The 21526-nt window shown below is 61.2% G+C and carries 22 protein-coding genes and 1 pseudogene; 20 read left to right on the forward strand and 3 right to left on the reverse strand.

Annotated features, from left to right (window positions below; translation table 11 throughout):
* Positions 1–13 precede the first annotated feature (13 nt).
* The 5 genes and pseudogenes from SIB72_RS12825 to rsmD all read left to right on the forward strand — a co-directional run.
* Complete coding sequence (locus tag SIB72_RS12825) at positions 14–766, forward strand: CAAD domain-containing protein (RefSeq protein ID WP_413744105.1); 753 nt, start codon at positions 14–16, stop codon at positions 764–766.
* 90 nt (positions 767–856) lie between these two features.
* Positions 857–2020 carry a GuaB3 family IMP dehydrogenase-related protein gene (locus tag SIB72_RS12830; protein WP_413744106.1) on the forward strand — a complete coding sequence of 388 codons (1164 nt, stop codon included), beginning with the start codon at positions 857–859 and terminating at the stop codon, positions 2018–2020.
* A gap of 224 nt (positions 2021–2244) precedes the next feature.
* Positions 2245–2568, forward strand: a complete 324-nt coding sequence (trxA, locus tag SIB72_RS12835; RefSeq protein WP_007098263.1) for a thioredoxin — start codon at positions 2245–2247, stop codon at positions 2566–2568.
* Positions 2569–2609: 41 nt separating this feature from the next.
* Positions 2610–3218: an imidazole glycerol phosphate synthase subunit HisH gene (gene hisH, locus SIB72_RS12840; RefSeq protein ID WP_413745132.1), complete on the forward strand. Its 609-nt coding sequence runs from the start codon at positions 2610–2612 to the stop codon at positions 3216–3218.
* Positions 3215–3766 (forward strand): annotated as a pseudogene (rsmD, locus tag SIB72_RS12845) (16S rRNA (guanine(966)-N(2))-methyltransferase RsmD); the annotation flags it as partial. The gene hisH and the pseudogene rsmD, both read left to right, overlap by 4 nt.
* A gap of 10 nt (positions 3767–3776) precedes the next feature.
* On the opposite strand, the gene petG reads toward rsmD, so the two are convergent.
* Complete coding sequence (petG, locus tag SIB72_RS12850) at positions 3777–3890, reverse strand: cytochrome b6-f complex subunit V (protein ID WP_006041770.1); 114 nt, start codon at positions 3888–3890, stop codon at positions 3777–3779.
* A gap of 53 nt (positions 3891–3943) precedes the next feature.
* On the opposite strand from petG, the gene SIB72_RS12855 reads away from it, so the two are divergent.
* Genes SIB72_RS12855 through ruvC form a run of 6 tightly spaced genes read left to right on the forward strand, consistent with a single transcriptional unit; the run spans position 3944 to position 9344 of the window.
* Positions 3944–4342, forward strand: coding sequence for a c-type cytochrome (locus tag SIB72_RS12855; RefSeq protein WP_413744107.1), 399 nt, complete (start codon positions 3944–3946; stop codon positions 4340–4342).
* Positions 4339–5118 (forward strand): RNA methyltransferase, encoded by a 780-nt coding sequence (locus tag SIB72_RS12860; RefSeq protein ID WP_413744108.1) that lies wholly within the window; start codon positions 4339–4341, stop codon positions 5116–5118. The genes SIB72_RS12855 and SIB72_RS12860 overlap by 4 nt, the downstream gene beginning before the upstream one ends.
* A 27-nt stretch (positions 5119–5145) precedes the next feature.
* The gene (locus tag SIB72_RS12865) at positions 5146–6306 is read left to right on the forward strand and encodes a serine hydrolase (protein ID WP_413744109.1); all 1161 of its coding nucleotides are present in this window, start codon (positions 5146–5148) and stop codon (positions 6304–6306) included.
* A 25-nt stretch (positions 6307–6331) separates the two neighbouring features.
* Positions 6332–7765, forward strand: a complete 1434-nt coding sequence (locus SIB72_RS12870; protein ID WP_413744110.1) for a DUF3370 domain-containing protein — start codon at positions 6332–6334, stop codon at positions 7763–7765.
* The gene (bchI, locus tag SIB72_RS12875; RefSeq protein WP_115119805.1) at positions 7762–8850 is read left to right on the forward strand and encodes a magnesium chelatase ATPase subunit I; all 1089 of its coding nucleotides are present in this window, start codon (positions 7762–7764) and stop codon (positions 8848–8850) included. The genes SIB72_RS12870 and bchI overlap by 4 nt, the downstream gene beginning before the upstream one ends.
* An 11-nt stretch (positions 8851–8861) precedes the next feature.
* Positions 8862–9344, forward strand: a complete 483-nt coding sequence (gene ruvC, locus SIB72_RS12880) for a crossover junction endodeoxyribonuclease RuvC (RefSeq protein WP_413744111.1) — start codon at positions 8862–8864, stop codon at positions 9342–9344.
* A gap of 550 nt (positions 9345–9894) precedes the next feature.
* Here the strand turns inward: ruvC and SIB72_RS12885 are convergent.
* Complete coding sequence (locus tag SIB72_RS12885) at positions 9895–10203, reverse strand: DUF6447 family protein (RefSeq protein WP_413744112.1); 309 nt, start codon at positions 10201–10203, stop codon at positions 9895–9897.
* Between the two features lie 490 nt (positions 10204–10693).
* Here SIB72_RS12885 and SIB72_RS12890 point away from each other — a divergent pair, with 490 nt between their 5' ends.
* The 7 genes from SIB72_RS12890 to SIB72_RS12920 all read left to right on the forward strand — a co-directional run bounded on the left by SIB72_RS12890 (position 10694) and on the right by SIB72_RS12920 (position 17657).
* On the forward strand, positions 10694–11491 hold the full coding sequence (locus tag SIB72_RS12890) for a class I SAM-dependent methyltransferase (protein WP_413744113.1): 798 nt from the start codon (positions 10694–10696) through the stop codon (positions 11489–11491).
* Positions 11488–12117, forward strand: a complete 630-nt coding sequence (locus SIB72_RS12895; protein ID WP_413744114.1) for a 5-formyltetrahydrofolate cyclo-ligase — start codon at positions 11488–11490, stop codon at positions 12115–12117. Before SIB72_RS12890 ends, SIB72_RS12895 begins: the two co-directional genes overlap by 4 nt.
* Before the next feature lie 203 nt (positions 12118–12320).
* Positions 12321–12803 carry a hypothetical protein gene (locus SIB72_RS12900; protein ID WP_115119792.1) on the forward strand — a complete coding sequence of 161 codons (483 nt, stop codon included), beginning with the start codon at positions 12321–12323 and terminating at the stop codon, positions 12801–12803.
* Positions 12804–12809: 6 nt separating this feature from the next.
* The gene (locus SIB72_RS12905) at positions 12810–13271 is read left to right on the forward strand and encodes a SufE family protein (protein ID WP_115119790.1); all 462 of its coding nucleotides are present in this window, start codon (positions 12810–12812) and stop codon (positions 13269–13271) included.
* Between the two features lie 34 nt (positions 13272–13305).
* Positions 13306–14628, forward strand: coding sequence for a homoserine dehydrogenase (locus SIB72_RS12910; protein ID WP_115119788.1), 1323 nt, complete (start codon positions 13306–13308; stop codon positions 14626–14628).
* Positions 14629–15024: 396 nt separating this feature from the next.
* Positions 15025–16638, forward strand: coding sequence for an ABC transporter substrate-binding protein (locus tag SIB72_RS12915; protein WP_115119784.1), 1614 nt, complete (start codon positions 15025–15027; stop codon positions 16636–16638).
* Positions 16638–17657: an ABC transporter permease gene (locus SIB72_RS12920; protein WP_115119782.1), complete on the forward strand. Its 1020-nt coding sequence runs from the start codon at positions 16638–16640 to the stop codon at positions 17655–17657. Before SIB72_RS12915 ends, SIB72_RS12920 begins: the two co-directional genes overlap by 1 nt.
* An 8-nt stretch (positions 17658–17665) precedes the next feature.
* Here SIB72_RS12920 and SIB72_RS12925 read toward each other — a convergent pair whose 3' ends face one another.
* Positions 17666–19345, reverse strand: a complete 1680-nt coding sequence (locus SIB72_RS12925; RefSeq protein ID WP_413744115.1) for an alpha/beta hydrolase — start codon at positions 19343–19345, stop codon at positions 17666–17668.
* Between SIB72_RS12925 and SIB72_RS12930 the strand changes: the two genes are divergently transcribed.
* Positions 19339–20592 carry an MFS transporter gene (locus SIB72_RS12930; protein ID WP_413744116.1) on the forward strand — a complete coding sequence of 418 codons (1254 nt, stop codon included), beginning with the start codon at positions 19339–19341 and terminating at the stop codon, positions 20590–20592. The genes SIB72_RS12925 and SIB72_RS12930 overlap by 7 nt on opposite strands.
* The gene (locus tag SIB72_RS12935) at positions 20558–21235 is read left to right on the forward strand and encodes a Coq4 family protein (protein ID WP_413744117.1); all 678 of its coding nucleotides are present in this window, start codon (positions 20558–20560) and stop codon (positions 21233–21235) included. Before SIB72_RS12930 ends, SIB72_RS12935 begins: the two co-directional genes overlap by 35 nt.
* Positions 21236–21526: the final 291 nt, after the last annotated feature.

Below are 21526 nucleotides of genomic sequence, written 5' to 3' on the forward strand. Positions count from 1 at the left end.
CGTGAGACCCGCGATGAGCTCTGAAATCAATATCTCAACCTCCTCTTCGAGCACCCCTTCTTCTCCCTCCGGAGACACCACTTCTGCTGCCGACACAAGCTCCGAGGCCTCAGCAAGCGATGGCGCAGGGAGCGATGCCGCAGCAGCCAACGACGCGACCAATCCACAAACCAAACCCTCCCCTTCAACACCGTCCACGCCCTCGTTCTCGGCAGGAACAGGGATGCAAACAACTCCTGATCCCTTCAGTTCCAACGCCTCCACAAGCGCACAGCCACCAACCTCCCCGAGCCAGAAGGATTCGGCTGAGACGTCAACCACCGCGGGGACAACTCCCCCTCCCTCAGTTCCGACCACGCCACCAGCACCAACACCGAGCGACGACGCCGTAATCGCCGAACGGATTTCCATCCCTGCCGGCAGTGGCAGTGATGACGACGCCAGCACCGGTGGCGAATGGAAACTGCTCACCGCCAAGCTGACGTCCTGGTGGGAAGGCAACGATCTCGGCGAGCAGCTCAATCACCTGCGCCAGCCGCTGCGGATTGTGGCCATCCTGGTGGCCGTTGTCCTTCTGATCAAGGTCTATTCCGGACTCCTCAGCGCGATTGACACCATCCCCCTGGCCCCCCGCCTGTTCGAGCTGGTGGGAATTTGCTGGATGATCCAATTCTCCGTGACACGACTGGTCAGAAGCGACGAACGCCGCGACGTGCTCCAGAGCCTGCGCGAACGCTGGAACTCCTTCACCGGCAGCAAAAACTGAAGCATCTCCCTGGCAAGATCTCGATCAAGCCAAGCGGCCAATCAAGCCAAGGCCGCTTGGTAGCTTGACCAGATCTTTCATTCGCTTGCGGTGAACATTCAGCTTGGTCGTTCCAAAGTTGTCCGTCGGGCCTATGGCATCGACGAGATAGCCCTGGTGCCAGGCGGCCGCACCGTTGACCCGGAGGTGACTAACACCCATTGGAGCCTGGGCGGAATTCAACGTGAGATTCCGATCATTGCCAGTGCAATGGACGGCGTCGTCGATGTGGACATGGCCGTGAAGCTCTCTCAACTCGGCGCCCTGGGTGTGCTGAATCTTGAGGGCGTCCAGACCCGCTACGAGGACCCCAACGCGGTACTCGACAAGATCGCCGCGGTGGCCAAGGACGCATTCGTCCCACTGATGCAGGAGATCTACAGCCAGCCAGTGCAGGAAGACCTAATCCGCAAGCGGATTCAACAGATCAAGGCTCAGGGTGGCATCGCCGCGGTGAGCGGAACTCCCGTGGCCGCCCTGCGCTTCGGCAAGGCCATCGCCGAAGCAGGTGCTGATCTGTTTTTCGTGCAAGCAACTGTCGTCTCCACGAATCACATCGGCCCGGAAGGCCAGGAGACCCTCGATCTCGAGGCCCTATGCCGTGACATGGGTGTCCCCGTCGTGATCGGCAACTGTGTCACCTATGACGTTGCCCTGCAGCTGATGCGCGCCGGAGCCGCAGGCGTGATGGTGGGCATTGGCCCAGGGGCAGCCTGTACCTCTCGCGGTGTGCTTGGCGTTGGCATCCCTCAGGCCACAGCCGTTGCGGACTGTGCCGAAGCTCGAAACGACTACGAACGTGAAAGTGGCCGCTACGTGCCGATCGTTGCCGATGGTGGAATCGTGACCGGTGGTGATATTTGCAAGTGCCTAGCCTGCGGTGCTGACGCCGTGATGATCGGCTCCCCGATCGCCCGCGCCGAAGAAGCTCCTGGTCGCGGCTTCCACTGGGGGATGGCCACACCCAGCCCCGTGCTTCCCCGCGGCACCCGCATCAATGTTGGCAGCACCGGCAGTCTCGAACGGATCTTGCGTGGCCCCGCCAAGCTCGACGACGGCACCCACAACCTTCTCGGCTGCCTGAAAACATCCATGGGCACCCTCGGTGCCCGAACCATCAAAGAGATGCAGCAAGTCGAAGTGGTCGTCGCCCCGTCGCTCCTCACGGAAGGCAAGGTTTATCAAAAAGCCCAACAGCTGGGCATGGGCAAGTAAGAACCCCGACCACTGCAAAGCAACGAAGATGGTTGAGACGCCTGAGACAAGCGTTAATCTTCAGGCGTGCGGGCTCCGGCCCACACACTCCTCACACCCTCCGGCCCGACGCGTTCGGGCTTTTTGTCTTCAGGGGTTGATCACAGTTCCTCCCTAAAGGGGCGTGAAACCCGGGTTTTCCTTAAAACCATTGCTAAATTTCCGCACATACCAAGGTCAAGAGAATGTCCAGCGCAGCTGCTGTTACAGACGCCTCCTTCGAGCAGGACGTGCTCCAAAGCGACGTGCCTGTGCTCGTGGACTTCTGGGCACCCTGGTGTGGCCCCTGCCGCATGGTCGCCCCGATCGTTGATGAGATTTCCAAGGAGTTCGAGGGCAAGATCAAGGTCTTCAAGCTGAATACCGACGAAAACCCAAACGTTGCAAGCCAGTACGGCATCCGCAGCATTCCAACCTTGATGGTGTTCAAAGGCGGCCAGAAAGTTGACACGGTGGTTGGAGCCGTTCCCAAGGCCACCCTCTCTGGCACGATCTCCAAGTACCTCTGATTGCACTCGTCAACTTGACGATCGGTCTGATTGATTACGGGATGGGCAATCTGCACTCGGTGCAGGTTGCCTTTCGCCGTTTTGGCGTGTCACTGAAAGCTGTGCATCAGGCGACAGACCTCAACGGTTGCAGCGCCCTGATCTTGCCTGGGGTTGGATCCTTCGACCCAGCGATGGAACGACTTGAGGCCACGGGGCTGGTGCCAGACCTGCGCCAATGGCACGACGATCAGCGGCCGCTGCTCGGCATCTGTCTGGGTCTGCAGCTGCTGTTCGACGCGAGTGATGAGGGAAGCCGAGGTGGGCTTGGCATGCTGCCTGGACGGGTGGAGCGCCTGCCTGCTGACCAAGGCGAACGGATCCCGCATATGGGCTGGGCACGGCTCCAGTCATGCCAGCCCTCGCCGTTACTAGGCGTCCAAGACGATCAGGAGTGGATGTATTTCGTGCATTCCTACGCCGCCCATCCCGCCAACACCGCCGCATTGGCCGCGACGGCCCCATTTGGCTCGGGCAAGGCCACCGCCATCGTCTGGGAGAGACGACTTGGAGCCTGCCAGTTCCACCCAGAAAAATCCGGTGAAGCCGGCCAGCGGCTGCTGAAGCGGTGGTTGCGCTGGCTGGATCAGGGCGCACCTCTTCCCCAGTGAGCAGCGGCGGCCAGGGTCAGCTTCGGCTCACCGGCGGACGGAAACTGCGCAGTCCAAAGGGAGGAGAGACTCGCCCAACCACAGCCCGAGTGCGTGAGGCGGTGATCAATATCCTGGGCCCGCGTCTCGACGGTTCCCACTGGTTAGACCTCTGCAGTGGCAGCGGTGTGATGGGCTGTGAAGCACTTCAACGCGGGGCGCAACGGGTGGTTGCCATCGAGGCCCATGGAGCCTCTGCAGCCATCTGCCGCAGCAATTTGATCGCCACCGCCTCCGGCCAACCCGACCCTGTGCAGGTCGTGGTTGTGCAGCGCGACCTGGTCACCTGGCTGAAGCGAGGACGCCCAGCCGACGATCCTGGCTTTGATCTGGTGTACTTCGATCCGCCCTACAGCTCAGGGCTCTATGGCGCAGGACTGGACGCTCTGATCAGCGGGCAGTGGTTGCGACAAGACGCCGTTGTGCTCTGCGAACACACCAAGACAAAAAAACCCGCCACTCCGAATGGGTGGCGGGAAGTGGATCAACGCCATTACGGCAACAGTTCTGTGCTGTTTCTCAGCCCCCTAGAGCACTGCCCCGGCGATACTGATTCCAAGCCGCAACGAACAGACCCAACAAGGTGACGGGGATCAGACCCAGAACGATGCCGCAGAGCAGGGGTTCGATCATGTCGCGCTCAATGGAAAACTTGCCCACAATTGTTTCATGGCTTGGACGCGATCGTGACAGCCCCGTCATCAACTGCTGCAGCAACGCCGCCGCGACGCCGGGGCTTAATTGCTGGGCTGGTCACGCTGGCGGCGCTGACATGCATCGTGCTGCTGCTCTGGGTGATGCGCAGTGCCGGCCGTGATCCCTATGTGATTGCGACTCGCTCGCTCTCAGGTGATGCCGAGCATGGTGGCCTGCTCTTTCGCATCAACTGCGCCGGTTGCCATGGCATTGCCGGCCAGGGGTTGGTGGGGCCCAGCCTCAAAGGGGTGGAATCACGCCTGAACGATCCCCAAATCATCCAGCAGGTGGTCAGTGGTCAGACACCGCCGATGCCCCGCTTCGAGATCGAACCGCAAGACATGGCCGACCTACTGGCCCATCTCAAATCCTTCACGGCCCCTGAATGAGCTTGAAGGGATCACTGTGCGTGGTGCTGGTGGAACCGGCCGGTCCTCTGAATGTGGGCAGCGTGGCCCGACTCTGCGCCAATTTCGACGTTGATGATCTGCGCCTCGTGGCACCGCGATGCGACCCGAACGATGCCGATGCACGACGGATGGCGGTGCATGGCCGGCCTGTGCTGGAGGCAGCCCGCGTCTATTCCACATTGCTAGAGGCTGTGGGCGACTGCAGCCGAGTGGTCGCCACAGCAGGCCGACTGGATCACGGCACCATTCCTCTCGGCCCTCCAGACGCCGTGCTGCCATGGGCGATCAAGACAGGATCCAAACAACCACTGGCTCTGGTATTCGGTCGGGAAGACCATGGCCTCACCAATGCCGAGCTACTGCTCAGCCAGCGGGTGATCACGCTCCACAGCAGTGGCGACTATCCATCGCTCAACCTCTCTCACGCCGTGGCAGTCGTGCTCCACGAGATCACCCGTCTGCGCGTTGCAGCGGCGAAGCAGACGATGGAAGCGGAGGCGGCAGCCATGGCCAATCCTGCGCCAATCCCTGCCGAGCCGATTGAACCGTCTAGCCCTAAGCAGTTGGAAGCCTGCCTGGACGATGCCCAGGAGCTGCTGCTGGAGGTGGGCTTTCTGCTCGAGCACACGGCACGAGCCCGCATGGCCAAACTGAGAGGGTTGCTGCTGCGCGGCCTGATCCGAGCCGATGAAGTGGCCCTACTGCGCGGCATGGTGCGCCAACTCCGCTGGGCGGTTCGGCAACACCGCCCCTAACCTCTGGCAGCCCTCCATCAATCTCGGGTGAGCAGCAGTCGTTCCAAGCGCAACCAACCTGGGTGGGGCAAGCCGGTGCGGCTCATGCTGCGGTTGATGCTGATGGGCATCGGCCTCGGGGTGATCACTGGCTCCGCTCTAAAGATGCTGGCGCCCCAAATCGAACATGGCCAGATCAACCTGCCCGACTGGTTGACGCTGCCCGAAGGCGAAGGCATCACCACCAAGCTCACGCCGAGCGCAGTGAAGAACCAACAGCATCCGACGCAAGCCTGGGGTGCTCAGCTCGGGCGGTTCGAGACCAAAAAGGAAGTCACCACCCTGAGCGGTCGCTGGCGTCAGCTGGCAGCGCAACAGAACGACCTCAAGGTCAGTGCCTTCATGCTCGTGCTCGATGACGGGCGCTACGCCGAGCTCAATCCCGACACGGCATTGCCTGCTGCCAGCTCGATCAAGACACCCATCCTGCTCACCACCCTTGAGCTGCTCGACAGCGGCAGCCTGCGCTGGAACGAACCGCTCACACTCACCAAACAGGTTGTGGGAGGTGGCGCCGGTTGGATGGCCACCAAACCTCTTGGAACGCGCTTCCCCACCCATGAAGTGGCCACTGAGATGATCCGGATCAGCGACAACACCGCCACCAACCTGTTGATCGAACGGGCGGGTGGCAAAGAGGTCGTGAATACCCGTTTCAATGCCCTGGGCCTGAGCGCTACTGAGGTGAACAACTGGCTGCCTGATCTCCAGGGCACCAACACCTCCAGCGCCCGAGACCTGGCCCGTGCGATCGCCCTCGTGGACACAGGAAAAGCCCTCAGCACCCGCAGCCGAGACCTGTTCAGGGAGGTGATGGGAACCTCGGTGACCAATCGTTTGCTCCCAGGTGGTCTGCTCAAAGGACTAGGCGGCGAACAGGGCCGCCCCGATGCCAGCCTGATGATCAAGGGCTACAGGGTTTACAACAAAACAGGCGATATCGGCATCGCCTACGCCGATGCGGGCTTGATCGAACTACCCGATGGCAGCCGAGCCGTTGCAGCATTCATGGTGCAGGGCCCCTTCAACGACCCCCGTTCCACCGAACTGATCCGCAGCATGGCGGCAGCGATGGCCCCGGTGCTCAAACCAAAGCCAGTGCCCCTTCGCGCACCGGCCCAACCTGCCACTGCTGCACCATCTCCCTAGAACAGTGGCGAATGGCAGCACTCGCATGACCACTGATCGCCGCCGAACAGCTCGGGGAACGATGGCTCTCACCCTGGCCGCCCTCGGCTTGTGCTGTGTCGAAACAGGAGTCATAGCTGCAGGCGCGACCGACAATCTCGAGCCAACACCTGAGGTGCGAACCATTCAGAGGCAGCAGAAGGTGCTGGCCCTCCCAGGTGGACTCGATCAAGTGATGGTGGTGAACGACAACAACCCGGAACTGATCACCGACGACGGGATCCTGCTCTCCACCTTTCCCGACAAGCCTGGGCTGAATCAGCCTCTCGACGGCCGCTTCGATCTGTTCAGCCATCACGTCTACGCAGGCACCCCTGAACAACTCGACTCCACCCTCTGGCTGGCAGTGCTGGCCCAGCCTGTGGGTGATGGTCCGGTGACTCTGGAGTTGGTGGGTGGAAGCACCTCGCTCTCCCAGGCCACCGCCCCCGGCCAAACAGCGGCCCCCTTCCTGCCTCTGCCTGCACTGATGAGCGAGACCAGCGAGCCGATCGCAGCAGGACCAGGTAGCCGCGTCGCCGGTGACCTGTTGCGAGGGTCCAGCGCGCCTGAACTCCCAAAGGTCTGGACGCTGGAGCCTGGAGCTCCCAGCAGCCTGATGGTGCTCCCCATTCCGGTGGCCGGCCTTGACCCCTTGCTCAATGGCCGCAATCTGCAACTGCGACTGCGCAGCTCAGGGCCGGTCTATCTGGCAACTTTGGCCGCCCAGGGCAACAACGACGATGCACCAACGCTGACCCGTTGGCAGGAGCTGCTGCGCTCAGGACGCCTCAGCCCAAAGGAACACATGCCCACGCCACGAGGCAGCCGAGGCAAAATGATTTATTCGCGCGTCAGCGGCATCCAGGTGGGCAGTCGCTGGGCCGCCACCATCACCGACCCCGGCACTAGCACTCTGTCGCTACCTCAGGCGCCAATCTCTTGGCCAATCAGCAGCCTGGAGCGAGGGGAGCTGGGCACCGGCCAGGTACAGACCGCGGAGCTGCAGGCCTTCAGCCCCGGCACCGCCTGGGCTGCCCATGGCAACTACGGAGTCGAGTACGACATCCGTCTACCACTGCACAACCCAGGTCGAGAGACGCGCAGCGTCGCCATCGCCCTCGAATCTCCGATCAAGAGCGGCAGCAGATCTGACAGTTTGCGCTTTCAGAGTCCGGCAAAGAGTTCAGTGATGTTCCGTGGGCCCGTCGAAGTGAGGGGTTTAGACGGGAGTGAAGGCCGCCCCAGCGGACGACGGCTGCATCATCTTGTTCTGCACCAGGGCATGGAAGGTCCAGTGTTAGGCCGCGTCACCCTGGCCCCAGGCGCCAGCCGTCGGGTGCAGGTTCGCCTCATTTATCCAGCCGATGCCACACCACCGCAGGTGTTATCCGTCCTGCCTGTGAAACAATCCACAGCAACTGTGAGTGTCAGCCCGTGAGTGCACCCCGGAAGCGCAGGGTTTTCCCCTTCACCGCCGTCATCGGCCAGGAGGAGATGAAGCTGGCCCTTCTACTGAATGTGATTGATCCCCGCATCGGCGGAGTGATGATCATGGGTGACCGAGGCACCGGGAAATCAACCACAATCCGAGCCCTGGCTGATCTGCTGCCAGGGATCGAGGTCGTGGCAGGCGACCCGTACAACAGCTCCCCCTCCGATCCCGACCTCCAGAGCAGCGAGGTGCGTGAGCGCTTGGATCGCGGCGAAAGCCTTGGCACCGAACAACGCCAGGTGCCCATGGTCGACCTCCCACTCGGTGCCACAGAAGACCGGCTCTGCGGCACGATTGATATTGAGAAAGCTCTGAGCGAAGGCGTGCGCGCCTTCGAGCCTGGGCTACTGGCCAAGGCCAATCGCGGCCTGCTCTACGTCGACGAGGTCAATCTGCTGGACGATCACCTCGTGGACGTCCTACTGGACTCTGCCGCTTCTGGCTGGAATACCGTTGAACGTGAAGGCGTGTCCGTCAGGCACCCAGCCCGCTTTGTCTTGATCGGATCCGGCAACCCGGAAGAAGGCGAGCTACGGCCCCAATTGCTGGACCGCTTCGGGATGAGCGTGGAAGTTCGCACCGTGCGCGAGCCCGAACTACGCGTGCAAGTGGTGGATCAGCGCACTGCCTTCGACTCCGACCCTGACGGCTTCAGTACCAGCGTGGAGTCGAACCAAAAGGCCCTGCAACAAAGGGTTGTGGAAGCTCAGCAACGCCTGGATCAGGTGCGCATCGATGACGACCTACGGCTGCGGATCTCAGCCGTGTGCGGTGAGCTCGACGTTGATGGTTTGCGGGGTGACATCGTCACCAACCGCGCCGCTCGTGCCCTGGCTGCATTTGAAGGGCGCACCGAGGTCAGCGAAGAGGACGTCGCCCGTGTCGCCTCCTGCTGCCTCCGCCACCGCCTGCGCAAAGACCCCCTCGAGCAAGTGGACTCTGGTGACCGGGTGGTCAAAGTGTTCTGCAAGGTGTTTGAACGCAGCGAGAGCAGCGACCGAGCTGAATTCGAACTGGCTCTGGTGGCCTAAACCAAGACCGCATGCGCATCCTCGGCATCGATCCAGGTTTGGCCCGTGTGGGCTATGGCGTCATCGATGTCGATCCAAGCGCAGGCAGAGGGGCTGATAGCCAGCGGATGGTGGACTGCGGCATCATTCGCACCGATGCCGGTCGCAGTGAGGGCGAGCGGATGGTGGAGATCGCCCGTGATCTACGTCAGTTGATCCGCCTCTGGAAGCCGGAGATCGCATCCGTTGAAAAGTTCTTTTTCTACCGTTCGAGCAACACGATTGCTGTGGTGCAGGCGCGGGGTGTGGTGATCATGACGCTGACCCGCTTCGGTCTACCAATCGTGGAATTCCCCCCAATGCAGATCAAGCAGGCCCTTACGGGCCATGGGCATGCAGACAAGGATGAAGTGCTTGACGCCGTGATGCGCGAACTCAACCTCGACACGCCACCACGCCCCGATGACGCCGCCGATGCTCTGGCCGTAGCACTCACCAGCTGGTTTCAGAGATAGGCATCCGAATCTTCGAAGTTTGAAGCCAAGGCTGACTTGAACTCAGGGGAAGGTCAGGCATTGACGACCCGGTTCCGTCGACCAAGAGCACCGAGCCATGCCAACAACAAAAACAACGATTCAGAGGCAATTAATTCACACAAACAGGAAGATCGACTCACGCACCAAAAAAGCGCAGTCTTGTATACCCTTTCCCGAGGGTTATCAATTGCACCGCATCCATTCAAAGAGCACAACAAGATCAATAGGCATCCACGATTCCAAACCCCATGGAATTCTTGATTGGCCTGGCCTTTGTCACCGCGGCACTTGCAATGCAAGCTTATGAGCCAGCTGAAGACAATGATGACTTCCTCTAAGACCAACAAACGTACGTTGCGAGTAGAACAACAGTCGCCCTGATCAACGCGACACGTTCAGCGCGACACATTCAGCACAACACTTTCAGCGCGAACCCAAGGTGCAGATCAATCGGCAGATCAAGATACTGCCGAAGCAACATCAAAACTTGGCAATCCGATTGGGAGACATGCTGCAGTGAGGCTCAGGCCTACAAACCTGAAAGGCCTTGGCGAAGCTGCTGTTCCATTTGCCGCCGCCCAAGCCGCAAGATCTGCACCTTGTCGCTATGGCGACGGAGGGCGCGATCGGCCTTGATCAGATCTGTGATCATTTGGGAGACATCCTCAGAGATGTCTGCAGAGTCATACCGGCGTCCATCCACCGTAATCAAATTCTCTGCAGTCTTCTGAGGCCTTGAATCGTGGTCAGCAGCTCCTGCTTGTACATCAGCAGAGTCTGCGCCAGGGCCTGGCTGCCGTGACTTGCTCCAGAAGCGCTCCCTGAGCTTTTTGAACATGTCTCAGCTCCCTCTCTGCCCACGATGGCGTCCAATCAGACACGTTGCCATCAAGTGACATAGGGCTTCAGACAGGCGATGCATTCCTATGAGCGAGCTGTCTCAGACTCTTCATTCCAAACAAGACGCGATCCCGCCAGAATTCTGAGCAGCTTGCCAACCTCCAGAAGCTGAGTGCGAATGACCACCAACCAAGCCGAACAACCACACTGATGATCACAATTGCCCCGCTTTTGGCATCATCAATCAGCGCCCAATTCAACACTCGGTTGTGAATACAAACTGGGAGTCATCAGGCGAAGATTGCAGTTCAAGCGATGTGAACAAAACGCAGGCGCGCCGAAAGAACAGCGACGACAGATCACCAATTGCCATCTCTAGATCTCTGCAGAGGCAGGCGGCCATGGGAGTCCGCCAGTGAAGAGAGGCGTGTCCATAGCTGGCGCACTCGGTATCGAGAGATCGGCGAGAAGCTCCATCAAAGGCAAGGATGGATGGTCTTCACTCCAGCCTTCAACCCCTGGTGCCAGCGATGAGCAGCGGCCCCGACCATGGTTGGTTCGACGCAGTGGCCACCTCCTATCAACACTGCCGTCCGCGCTATCCAGACCAGCTGTTCCGCTGGCTGGCCGATCAAACCACTCACCATCACTGCTGCTGGGATGTTGCCTGCGGCAGCGGACAGGCCTCCCTGGGGCTGGCCCAATGGTTTGACCGTGTGGAAGCCACGGACCTCAGCCCTGCCCAAATTGCCGCGGCCCCTGCCCATCCCCGCATTCACTACAGGGTGGCCGCGGCGGAACAGAGCGGGCTCATGGACGCGAGTCTTGATGCTGTGGTGGTGGCTGCGGCCATCCACTGGCTGAAGGTTCCCCACTTCAACCTGGAGGTGCAGCGGGTGCTTCGACCTGGTGGATTACTGGCCTGGGTGGGCTACGACCCTCTCCAAGGAGCCCCGCCAGCACTGCAAACCTGGCTTGATCAGCTTTACCACCAGCGCCTGCATCGATGGTGGCCACCCGAACGGGCCCATGTGGATCAGCGCTACAGCGATCTGCCCTTCCCTGGATCCAGCGAGACGATCCCCTCGCAACTGCGCATCGAACTGCAATGGTCCATGGATCAACTGTTGGGCTTTATCAGCACCTGGTCGGCCCTGCGCAGGGCCGACCAGGCTCCTGCCCTCATGACCGCCCTACGGAATGAGCTGGAGGCGCTATGGCCGGAGGGGGAGACCCATCTCCACTTTCATCTCCCCCTGATGGGGCGCTGGGGGCTGCTGCCATGAACCAGGCGTCGACTGACAACAGCCAAAATGACAACAGCCAAGAAGCCAAACAGCGGCTACGCCGCCATTTCCGCATCAAGCGACGACAACGCGATGACTGCCTGATCCAAGCAGCCGTGGAGCACATGCTGGGGGGCATGATCGCCCGAGGTGCTCTCATCCGCGGCGGCGGCCACATCGGCATTTACTGGCCGCTTCCAGGAGAAACCGACCTGCGCTCCTTACCAACGGCAGGAGAGTCCTGGCCCCTGGCCCTGCCCTGCAGCGATGGAGCAGGCGGACTGACGTATCGCCCCTGGGATGGCGACCCACTCCCCCCTGACAGCTGCGGAATCCCCGCCCCACAAACCGGAAGGCTGCTGATGCCGCAGGAGATCCAGATCCTGCTCGTGCCAGCCCTTGCTGTGGATCTGCATGGGGTGCGGCTTGGCTACGGCGGTGGCTATTACGACCGCCTGCGTGCCGACCCCGACTGGAAGGGCGTGAGGGCCATGGTGGTGGTAGCCCAGGCCTGCATCAGCCCGGTCGACCTGCCCAGATCAGCCTGGGATCTGCCCTTTGATGGCTGGGTCAGCGAAAGAGGAGTGGAGTGGAGAGAGCAAGCCAGCCGCACCGACAACGGCTGAAGACTGGTGCTGAATGAGGCTGTCGCGTGCTGGCGCAGACGTCTCCAGAGACTTCAAGCACTGAGGACAAGCCATGCCCAAGGCCCAAGGCGAGCCGTAGGTCACGACGCCGACAACACTCTTGAGCCGCAACGGATTCGGGAGCGCCCCTTCCCATTCCTGGTGATGGCCCGCACGATGAAGCGGCTGTTTGCCTGCGATCGATGTTCAGTCTGAAAGGCAGCCTGATGCTTGGCGCCACGGCCTGCACCCTGGCGCTGTGCCTGCCGACTGAAGGCAAAGCCCATGCGATCGAAAGCAGCCTTCGCTATCTCAACGGCAACCTGGAGTTGCGCAGCACCTACTCCAGCGGCGATCCAGTGAACGGTGCCGTGGTGCGCTTCATGAAGGCCGATGGCAGCGCCGGAGCGGAATTGGGTCGCATCGATGCAAGCGGTCAGCTACGACTGATCTTGCCGACCCTCGACCAAGACAACTCGGACCTGCAAACCGTGGATCTGCAGGTTGATGGCGGCCCGGGACACCGGGACTACCTGGCATTACCGATCCGCAATGGCGAGGTGCAGATCGATGCGATCAGCCAGACGGAGCCATCGTCCGCTCTTCTGCTTGCCGCGCTCGGAGGCGTGGGTTTCTTCAGCACCACCACCCTGCTCGGTAGGGTTCGACGCTCACGCATCGGCTGATACGCCATGGATCCATCCGCCAGTGCCGGCAGCAGCTACGGCAGCGCCGCCCTCGACCGGCTGGCGGAAAAACTCAATAGCACGCCAGACGCACGTAAACGCTACGAATACGTGCTTTGGCTAGCCAAAAAGTTGCCTGCGATGGAGCAAGAATTGCAAACGGAAGACCGTCGCGTTCAGGGCTGCGTCTCCCAGGTCTTCATCCACTCCAGCCTCGACAATGGAGTACTGCACTGGCAGGGTGCCTCTGACGCCCTGATCACCAAAGGGTTGCTGGCCTTGCTGATTCAGGGCCTTGATGGCCTCACTCCAGCAGAAGTCATGGCTGTGGACCCTGCTTTCATCGCCGCAACAGGCCTTCAGGCCAGCCTCACCCCATCGCGCGCCAATGGCTTTCTCAACATCCTGCGGATGATGCAGGCCCAGGCCTCACGCCTCGTGGGCAACGCGGCACCCACCTCTGAATAAAGTCGTAGCACTGACGACGCGAACGGACCCCCCCATGGCGACTCGGATCGGCATCGGCCTGCTCGGCCTTGGCACCGTCGGAGCAGGGGTCGCCGCCATCCTCAACAATCCGAAAGACCGTCACCCCTTGATCGGCGACCTGCAAATCGCCCGTGTCGCTGTTCGCGACCTCAATCGCTCCCGCCCGGTTGAACTCGACCCCTCGTTGCTCACCACAGACCCCCAAGAGGTTGTGGACGATGCCAACGTGCATGTGGTGGTGGAGGTCATGGGCGGCCTTGAGCCGGCACGCACCCTGATCATGCGCGCCATAGCCGCCGGCAAATCCGTGGTCACTGCCAACAAGGCTGTGATCGCACGCCATGGCGAAGAGATCGCCGCGGCCGCCGCGGCCGCAGGGGTGTACGTGCTGATTGAGGCCGCCGTGGGTGGAGGCATTCCGATCATCGAACCTTTGAAGCAATCCCTTGGCGGAAACCGCATCCAGCGGGTGAGCGGCATCATCAACGGCACCACCAACTACATCCTTTCCCGGATGGCCCATGAAGGGGCGAACTACCAATCGGTCTTGAAGGATGCCCAAGAGTTGGGCTACGCGGAAGCCGATCCCGCTGCTGACGTCGACGGACTCGATGCCGCCGACAAGATCGCGATCCTCTCCGGCCTGGCCTTCGGCGGACCGATCGACCGCAGCGGCATTCCCACCGCTGGCATCAGCAACCTCCAAAGCCGCGATGTGGATTACGCCACGCAACTGGATTACGGAGTGAAGCTGCTGGCTGTTGCCGAACGCGTGGAAGACGACGAGGGCGACAACGACAAGACCTCCTTACCGCTGGCCGTCCGTGTGCAACCCACCCTGGTCCCCAGCGACCACCCATTGGCCGGTGTGAACGGTGTCAACAACGCCATCCTTGTGGAAGGCGACCCGATCGGCCGGGTGATGTTCTACGGCCCGGGCGCCGGTGCAGGGCCAACAGCATCGGCTGTCGTGGCTGACATCCTCAACATCGCCGGCATCCGCCAACTCAACGACAGCGATGGCAACCTCGACCCGCTGCTGGCGGCGAGCAGCTGGCGCGCCTGCCACCTGGTGAACAGCAGCCAGATCCGCCAGCGCAACTATGTGCGCTTCACAACGGATGACGCTCCTGGAGTCATCGGCCGGATCGGCTCCTGCTTTGGTGATCAGGGCGTGTCAATCCAATCGATCGTGCAATTTGACGCCACCGATGCAGGTGCAGAGATCGTTGTGATCACGCACGAAGTGAGCAATGGCTCCATGAAGTCCGCCCTGGAGGCGATCACAGCCCTGCCAGAGGTCCGCGGCATCGCCGCCCACCTCGGCTGTCTCTGAGCAAAACCACATACAAGCCATCCGCACTGGCGCCACACCCTGGCGATAGGGCAGAGTTATCACAGTTCACAGCGGCCCAGATCAGAACCATTCGATTTGTGCTCTGTACCGTTCATGCCGAACGCTTTGATTCCAGGAAACGGTCAACGCTGCGTCCAATCGATGGAGCCATCGACCATGGACGTGCATCAGGGGGATTGCATCCAGCTGATTAACAGCTGTGATCTGTTCCAAGTGATCGGAATCGATGACTGCCACGATCGCTGCTGGGTGAGGCGGTGGCCCCTCCAGGCATCCGGAGGCTCCCATGTCTTTGAGGTATCACTCGGGCAGATCTGCCTGTCAGACGCATCAGATCGCCACGAGGATGCCCAAGGAGCCGCAAGCCACCCTTGAATGGGGTGCATCAGCCAATCTCAACTCTTGCAGCAGCAGCGTCGGTTCCGCAGCACTTGGATCAGCGTTGCTGTTGGGCTGGGGCTGAGCCTCAGCCAGCTCGCCTGCCAGCACCAGCACAGTAGTGATCGATTAACCGTGGCCAGCGCTGGCAGGATCGCATCACTGGATCCCGCCCAGGCCAATACCTACGGCACCCTCCAGCTGCTCAGTGCCCTCGGCGACACCCTGTACACACGTGAGCAGGACAACAGCCTCAAACCCCAGCTCGCTGCTGAGCAACCGCAGATCAGCGATGGAGGCCGCACAGTCACCATCCCACTTCGACGCGATGTTCTGTTCCACGACGGCACCCGCTTCGATGCTGAGGCCATGGCCTTCAGCCTGAACCGCTTTCTGCGCATCGGCATCCAGAGCTACGTGGTTGGAGACCGCATCGAGGCGATCGAGACGCCCGCTAGCGATGTACTGAGGCTGCGGCTAAGCCGTCCCTCCAGTTCGCTGGAAAGCTTGCTCACATCCCCCTACCTCACGCCGATTTCCCCGACGGCCTACGCCAACCACAAAGACCGTTTTCTCAACGATCGCTTCATTGGCACAGGGCCATACAAATTGATCAGCTTCCGGGCCACCCAACAACGCCTCGTGCCGTTCAAGCGCTATTGGGGCGCCCCTCCGAGCAATGCGGGATTGGACATGATCAACCTCAGCAATTCCACCGCCCTGTTTGGTGCTCTGCGCAGTGGGGAGGTGGATGTCTTGCTGTCGGAATCCATTGACGAAGACCAGCGCTTGGCCCTGGATCGACGGGCCGACCAGGGCCTGCTGCTGGAGAGCAGCGGCCCTGCACTCCAGATCGGTTACATCACCTTCCTCAGCAACGCCCCACCGCTGCTGTCAAAGCAGGTACGCCAAGCCCTGGTCCACAGCCTCGATCGCAGCCTGATCAGCACCCGGGTGAGCCATGGCCAACGCCAACCACTCCGTTCACTGATTCCGCCCAGCCTGCAGGGCGGCAGACAGGAACCTTGGCCCATCTACTCGCCGGACAGAACCCGAACCCTGCTGCGACAAGCGGGCTACTGCCAGGGACAACCCCTGGAACTGCCCTTGACCTATCGCTCCAACGTGCCCTCCGATCGACTGATGGCTCTCACCTGGCAGGCCCAACTCAGCCGCGATCTACCCGACTGCATCCGTCTTCGACTGGAGGGCGTGGAGTCCACCACCGTTTACGGTTATCTCGGCAAAGGGGCCTTCAAGGCTGTGATGCTCGACTGGGGTGGCTCCTATCCAGATCCTGAGGCTTATCTCGCCCCCCTTCTGAGCTGCACCCAAGCCAAGGGAGACATCTGCGAAGCCGGAGAGGCTGTGATCAGCGGCAGCTTCTGGACGCGTCCAGGCCTTGAGAAAGCTCTGCGACGCAGCGATTCCCTCAAAGGCGCAGAACGACTTGAACAACTCCTGGCCATCGACACCATGGCCGCCGAGGGGGCGGCCTACCTTCCGGTGTGGCTCGTGACCCCCAAGGCCTGGGCCCAGACCCACCTGGCACCGCTTGAATTCAACGGCAGTGGCCAACTGCGACTGGCTCGACTGCGGGAGAAACGCTAATGGCCCGCGGACGCGAACTCCTCCGCTACGGCGCGACCCGACTCGCCCTCGCACCGGTCATGCTCTGGCTGATTTCCAGCCTGGTGTTTCTTCTGCTGCGGGTGGCGCCGGGGGACCCGGTGGATGCGGTCCTGGGCAGCAGGGCACCTGCCGACGCCAAGGCGCAGATTCGGGAACAGCTCGGGCTGGCTATGCCCCTAAGCGATCAATACTTCGACTTCATCAATCGGCTGATCCATGGCGATCTCGGAACGGCCTTAATCAACCAGGAACCGGTGCGGCACATCATTGCCGATGCGTTGCCAGCCAGCCTGGAGCTAAGCATCACAGCCCTCATCCTGGCTGCCGTGAGCGGCCTCGCCGTGGGATTCAGCGGCATTGCCCGTCCTGAGGGGAAGCTGGATCTGGCCGGACGCTTCTACGGCATCGGCACCTATGCCCTGCCACCCTTCTGGGTGGCAATGCTGCTCCAGCTGCTGTTTGCCGTGATCCTGGGCTGGCTTCCTGTGGGTGGACGTTTTCCTCCCAGCTTGGTGCCCCCCTCTGGGAGCGGTTTCCTGATCCTCGACAGCATCCTCAGCGGCGACTGGGTTGCCCTCAACGGAGCTGTGCGCCATTTGGCCTTGCCAGCCTGCACCCTTGGGCTCCTCCTCAGCGGGGTGTTCACCAACGCCCTACGCCTCAATCTGCGCCGAGCGCTACGTTCCGATTACGTCGAGGCTGCCCGCAGTCGAGGCCTGAGCGAATCCCAAGTCGTGCTGCGCCATGCCCTGCCGAATGCGCTGCTGCCCGTTCTCACCATCGCCGGCATCACTGTTGCATCGCTGATTGGCGGCGCCCTGTTGATCGAAGTCACCTTCTCCTGGCCAGGCATCGCCCTGCGGCTGCAGGAGAGCATCAACCAGCGCGATTACCCAGTCGTGCAAGGGATTGTCGTGGTCATCGCTGCTCTCGTGGTGATGATTAGCGTTTTCGTGGACCTGCTGGTCGCGTCGCTCGATCCGCGCGTGCGCTACTAACTGAAGCGCTAGGAGCCACTGAGAAGGCTTGCGGCGCCAGCAGGGTCCATCCGATGCAAATGCAGCTCCCCCACCTGACGGTGCACAAGACTGGGACCGGCTGGAGAAGACGTCGCATTGATCCCTGTCAAGAAGGCGACGATCTCTTCGCCGAGCAAGGCCTGCACCTGCAAGGGCTGAACCCCAACCAACTCCTCACCGAGCTGAAACAGGTCATTGCCCTTGCCCTCGCCAGCCTGACCTTCAACGCGGATAGGAGAGAAATGGCTGGCACCCTGAACCACCACAGCGCCACTGCCAGGAGCCGGGGCCGTTGCCACGAGCAACTCCAACTGCTCATTCAGGGGCGGTGTGATCAGGTCGAGCGTGCCGCCAGTGAACAAGACCGGAACCGATAAACGAACCGGACGTGTGCGAGGCCAGAGGAGGCTGCCGAAGCTGTTCATCCCGACCACTGCCAACAGCTGGCTGGGGGGTTCGATCGAGGGAAGCGGAACCGCACTCAGCTGGCACTGCAGCAAACGGGACAGATTGCTGAGAGGAAGATCATCAAGCGCCTTGCGACAGCGACGCTCCAAACCAGGCTGTGGACGCAGACCCGCTGCCAATAACGCGGTGAGGGAGCCCAGAGAATGGCCCACCAACACCACCTTGTTCCCGACAACAGGCAGGGAACCCGACGCCTGGGCCTGAAGGACCGCCTCCAGATCTTTTAGGCGGTCAGGCAGCACCTCCGCCCCAGGGGGGCGACGACGCCCTTGAAGCCAAGCGCCCACGGCTTCGGAATCGCTGCCGGGATGCTCGAGCACCACCACGGGCCAGCCCTTGGCACTGAGCAGACGACCCAGCCAGCGGAAGTGATCCGGACTGCCGCCGAGACCAGGCATCAGCACAATCCAAGGCCGGTCGCGAGCATTGGATCGAAACCGTTCTGCAGGCGGCTGCCACAACTGCAACTGCAACGGCCTGGGACGATGCGCAACAGTCAGTGCCTTGGAGAGAGGAGCACGGCCGGTCGTGGCGTCGATCGAGATCGACTGACTGGGAGCCACCGCAGTGATCGGAATCTGGTCGAGCCGATTCACCAGAGCTTGCTGATGCTTCAACTGGCCTCTCCAATGCTCGGCGACCCCGAGCAAGCCATCGAGGTCGAGACGCACCCGCTCCGCAGGCAACGCCTCAAGCAGATCCAAACTGGTGACGTGGGGCTGCTTGCTGAGCAGAACTTCCAGGGTGTTGAGCACAGTGACGCCGACGGTGTCGTCATCCACGCGCACAAGATCGGCAACCTCATCCAACAGGCGGCGCCCGGCCCAGCTGTCGAGCATCTGTCGGGCCATGCTGCGGTTGGTGATTAATGGCGCTCGCAACAGCTCAAGCATTCCCCGGCGGCTGGCCGGCTCGAGCAAATCCAGCCAAATCCCTAGTTCTGTGTTGGAGACACCACCGGAACGCCCCCAGGCCACCAGATCCTTGATATCTACAGGGATCACCACACCATCGAAGGTGACCTCCAGCTGGTCAGCGGCCCGGATCGGGCACGGTGACACCAGTGAGAGCAGCAGACTGAAGGCCAAACCCTTCACCGCCCACCACCGCGTGGGACGTCCTGTTGAGCGTCGTCGTCGCAAGGCCCAGGCCCTTGAACTGGTGGAACCAGTTTCCCGCAACATTGCAGGAAGTGGCATGGATTCGTCTACTGGCGTCGATCGGCGCCGGTGGAGTGATCTACATGACCCCGATCATTTTTCACCAGGTCGACCTCTCAGCAAGCCAGGTCGGCCAGGGATTAGCCGCAGCGGCACTGGTCGGCACCTTGGTGCGGCTCGTGAGCGGGATCCTGCTCGACCGCGGCTTGAGCTGTTCCTGGCCAGTGCGTGGCGCCGCACTGCTTGCACTCATGGCCGACCTGGTGCTGCTGCCCTCCACCACCTTCCAGGGTTATCTCAGTGGTCAGATGCTGATCGGAATCGCCGCCGGTCTTTACTTCCCGGCGATCGAACTAGCGGTTCCACTGAGCAGCGGCAGCTTCCCATCCAGCCGGGGCTATGCCCTGGCCCGTAGTGCGGATGCCGTCGGGGTCGCGATTGGCGCATTGGGAGGTGCCTTGCTCGCCGCCTTAGGGATGATCCGCGGGGTGTACGTGATTGAAGCCCTTGCGGTGATCACGATGTTGGTGATCCTCGCCTGGAAGCCTCTACCGGATGGCCGTCAGTCCCTGCTCAAAGCCGACGCAGAGATCGGTGTCAACGATGCCGTCAACAGCCAACGCGACTCCAGTTTTGGCTGGTTAATGCCGCTGCTGCCGGTGTTAATGGTGAGCATCGTGGCCACGGCGATGGTGTCACTGCTCCAGAGTGCCCTCCCGCTTGATCTGGTCCGAGGTGGATTGGAAAGACCGGCCCTGAGCTCAGCCTGGAGTGGTGTCGTGATTGCCCTCGAACTGGGATGGCTGGTTCTGCTGCAGTGGCCAGTGGGCAACTGGGTGGCACAGAGAAGCCTTCGCTTTGGGCTTGGCATCGGCCTCTGCAGCTTCAGCATCGGCGGTCTGCTGCTGGCTTGTTCAGCCCTCTGGAACGGAGGAATTTTGCTGATCACCCTCGCGGTTGTACCGATGGCCTTTGGCAAGGCGGCGTTCTTGCCAACAGCTGCTGAAGCGATGATCGAGGAAACGCCCCTCCATCATCGAGGCTTAGCGATGGCTCTCTTCTCCCAGTGCTTCGCCATCAGTGCCACAGGTGCACCGCTTGTGGCCGGAGCCCTAATGGATTCCCAAGGCCATGGGCTCAGCCTCTGGCTACTGATGGCAGGACTGTGCGTCGTCAGCCTCCCCCTGCTCAAGAACGTGCGCCCGCGCTATACAGCAGAACTAGCCACTCTTGATCTGGAGGCCGATATCGATGGGCAAGGCCAGAGAACTTCTCCGATCCGTTAGGAATCTCGGGATTCTTCGGGATCTCGCAAAAACTGGTGGTGGGCTAGACAGCGTTGCTGATCTGGTTGACAACTTCATCGACAGTGAAGCGATGACGGTGTGCGTGGAGCGATTTCGTGCACTGCCAGGCGGCGCCGAGCTGATCGAACAACGCTATCCACCATTCCAGCCGGATTTACAGGCGCTATCTGAGTTACCCGACGACACTCTGGGCCATGCCTACGCCGGCATGATTCGCAGGATGAATTACGACCCGGAGTTCTTCCGCCCGCGTGACACAAGCAGCGAGGCTCTTTGGCTGACCCAGCGGATCGCCACCACCCACGACATTCACCATGTCATCGCTGGCTTCAATACGGAGCCAGCTGGGGAATCAGGGGTGCTTGCGATCACAGCCACCCAAATCGGCTTTCCTGCCTATGTGCTGCTCAACATACTGGCAAGTTTCAAATCCGTTCGCTTTCAACCAGCAGAACTAGAGGCGATTAGCTGCGGCATTGCTCATGGCAATCGCATCGGCCTAGAAGCGGCTCCTCTGGTAGTGCAGAAATGGGAAGAGGGATGGGACAAACCCCTGAACGAATGGCGCCAAGAACTAGGAGTGAGGATCCCCGAATCCAAAATAATCAGTGCCTCTTACTGATGATCACTAGGGAGTGAACAGAATCATTGGATAGCAAACCTGCTGGCACCTGAACACAAGTCATCGCCAGCAGCGACTGATCACGATGGTCAAGCCTCTCTGCAAGCGACGTAACGTCCGATCTCCAGTGACCAAAAAGAATGAAGCTGCCGAGCGAGATGGGTTAACAACGGAGTCATCCAAGCCCCACCAGATATGCGCTGGAACAAACAATCAGGGCAGTCAAGGCAAGCAAGATTGCCACTACAGCCGAGACAGATCGGCTTGATTCATACGGGGGGGGAGCTCGGC

The organism is Synechococcus sp. MIT S9451 (assembly GCF_047304725.1).
GTDB lineage: Bacteria > Cyanobacteriota > Cyanobacteriia > PCC-6307 > Cyanobiaceae > Synechococcus_C.

What these genes read in the sequence shown, in the direction of transcription:
- SIB72_RS12825 (WP_413744105.1), top strand. Translation starts at nt 14, where the DNA reads ATGAGCTCTGAAATCAATATCTCAACCTCCTCTTCGAGCACCCCTTCT.
- trxA (WP_007098263.1), top strand. Translation starts at nt 2,245, where the DNA reads ATGTCCAGCGCAGCTGCTGTTACAGACGCCTCCTTCGAGCAGGACGTG.
- hisH (WP_413745132.1), top strand. Translation starts at nt 2,610, where the DNA reads ATGGGCAATCTGCACTCGGTGCAGGTTGCCTTTCGCCGTTTTGGCGTG.
- petG (WP_006041770.1), bottom strand. Translation starts at nt 3,890, where the DNA reads ATGATCGAACCCCTGCTCTGCGGCATCGTTCTGGGTCTGATCCCCGTC.
- SIB72_RS12860 (WP_413744108.1), top strand. Translation starts at nt 4,339, where the DNA reads ATGAGCTTGAAGGGATCACTGTGCGTGGTGCTGGTGGAACCGGCCGGT.
- SIB72_RS12870 (WP_413744110.1), top strand. Translation starts at nt 6,332, where the DNA reads ATGACCACTGATCGCCGCCGAACAGCTCGGGGAACGATGGCTCTCACC.
- ruvC (WP_413744111.1), top strand. Translation starts at nt 8,862, where the DNA reads ATGCGCATCCTCGGCATCGATCCAGGTTTGGCCCGTGTGGGCTATGGC.
- SIB72_RS12885 (WP_413744112.1), bottom strand. Translation starts at nt 10,203, where the DNA reads ATGTTCAAAAAGCTCAGGGAGCGCTTCTGGAGCAAGTCACGGCAGCCA.
- SIB72_RS12890 (WP_413744113.1), top strand. Translation starts at nt 10,694, where the DNA reads ATGGATGGTCTTCACTCCAGCCTTCAACCCCTGGTGCCAGCGATGAGC.
- SIB72_RS12895 (WP_413744114.1), top strand. Translation starts at nt 11,488, where the DNA reads ATGAACCAGGCGTCGACTGACAACAGCCAAAATGACAACAGCCAAGAA.
- SIB72_RS12900 (WP_115119792.1), top strand. Translation starts at nt 12,321, where the DNA reads ATGTTCAGTCTGAAAGGCAGCCTGATGCTTGGCGCCACGGCCTGCACC.
- SIB72_RS12905 (WP_115119790.1), top strand. Translation starts at nt 12,810, where the DNA reads ATGGATCCATCCGCCAGTGCCGGCAGCAGCTACGGCAGCGCCGCCCTC.
- SIB72_RS12910 (WP_115119788.1), top strand. Translation starts at nt 13,306, where the DNA reads ATGGCGACTCGGATCGGCATCGGCCTGCTCGGCCTTGGCACCGTCGGA.
- SIB72_RS12915 (WP_115119784.1), top strand. Translation starts at nt 15,025, where the DNA reads ATGGGGTGCATCAGCCAATCTCAACTCTTGCAGCAGCAGCGTCGGTTC.
- SIB72_RS12920 (WP_115119782.1), top strand. Translation starts at nt 16,638, where the DNA reads ATGGCCCGCGGACGCGAACTCCTCCGCTACGGCGCGACCCGACTCGCC.
- SIB72_RS12925 (WP_413744115.1), bottom strand. Translation starts at nt 19,345, where the DNA reads ATGCCACTTCCTGCAATGTTGCGGGAAACTGGTTCCACCAGTTCAAGG.
- SIB72_RS12935 (WP_413744117.1), top strand. Translation starts at nt 20,558, where the DNA reads ATGGGCAAGGCCAGAGAACTTCTCCGATCCGTTAGGAATCTCGGGATT.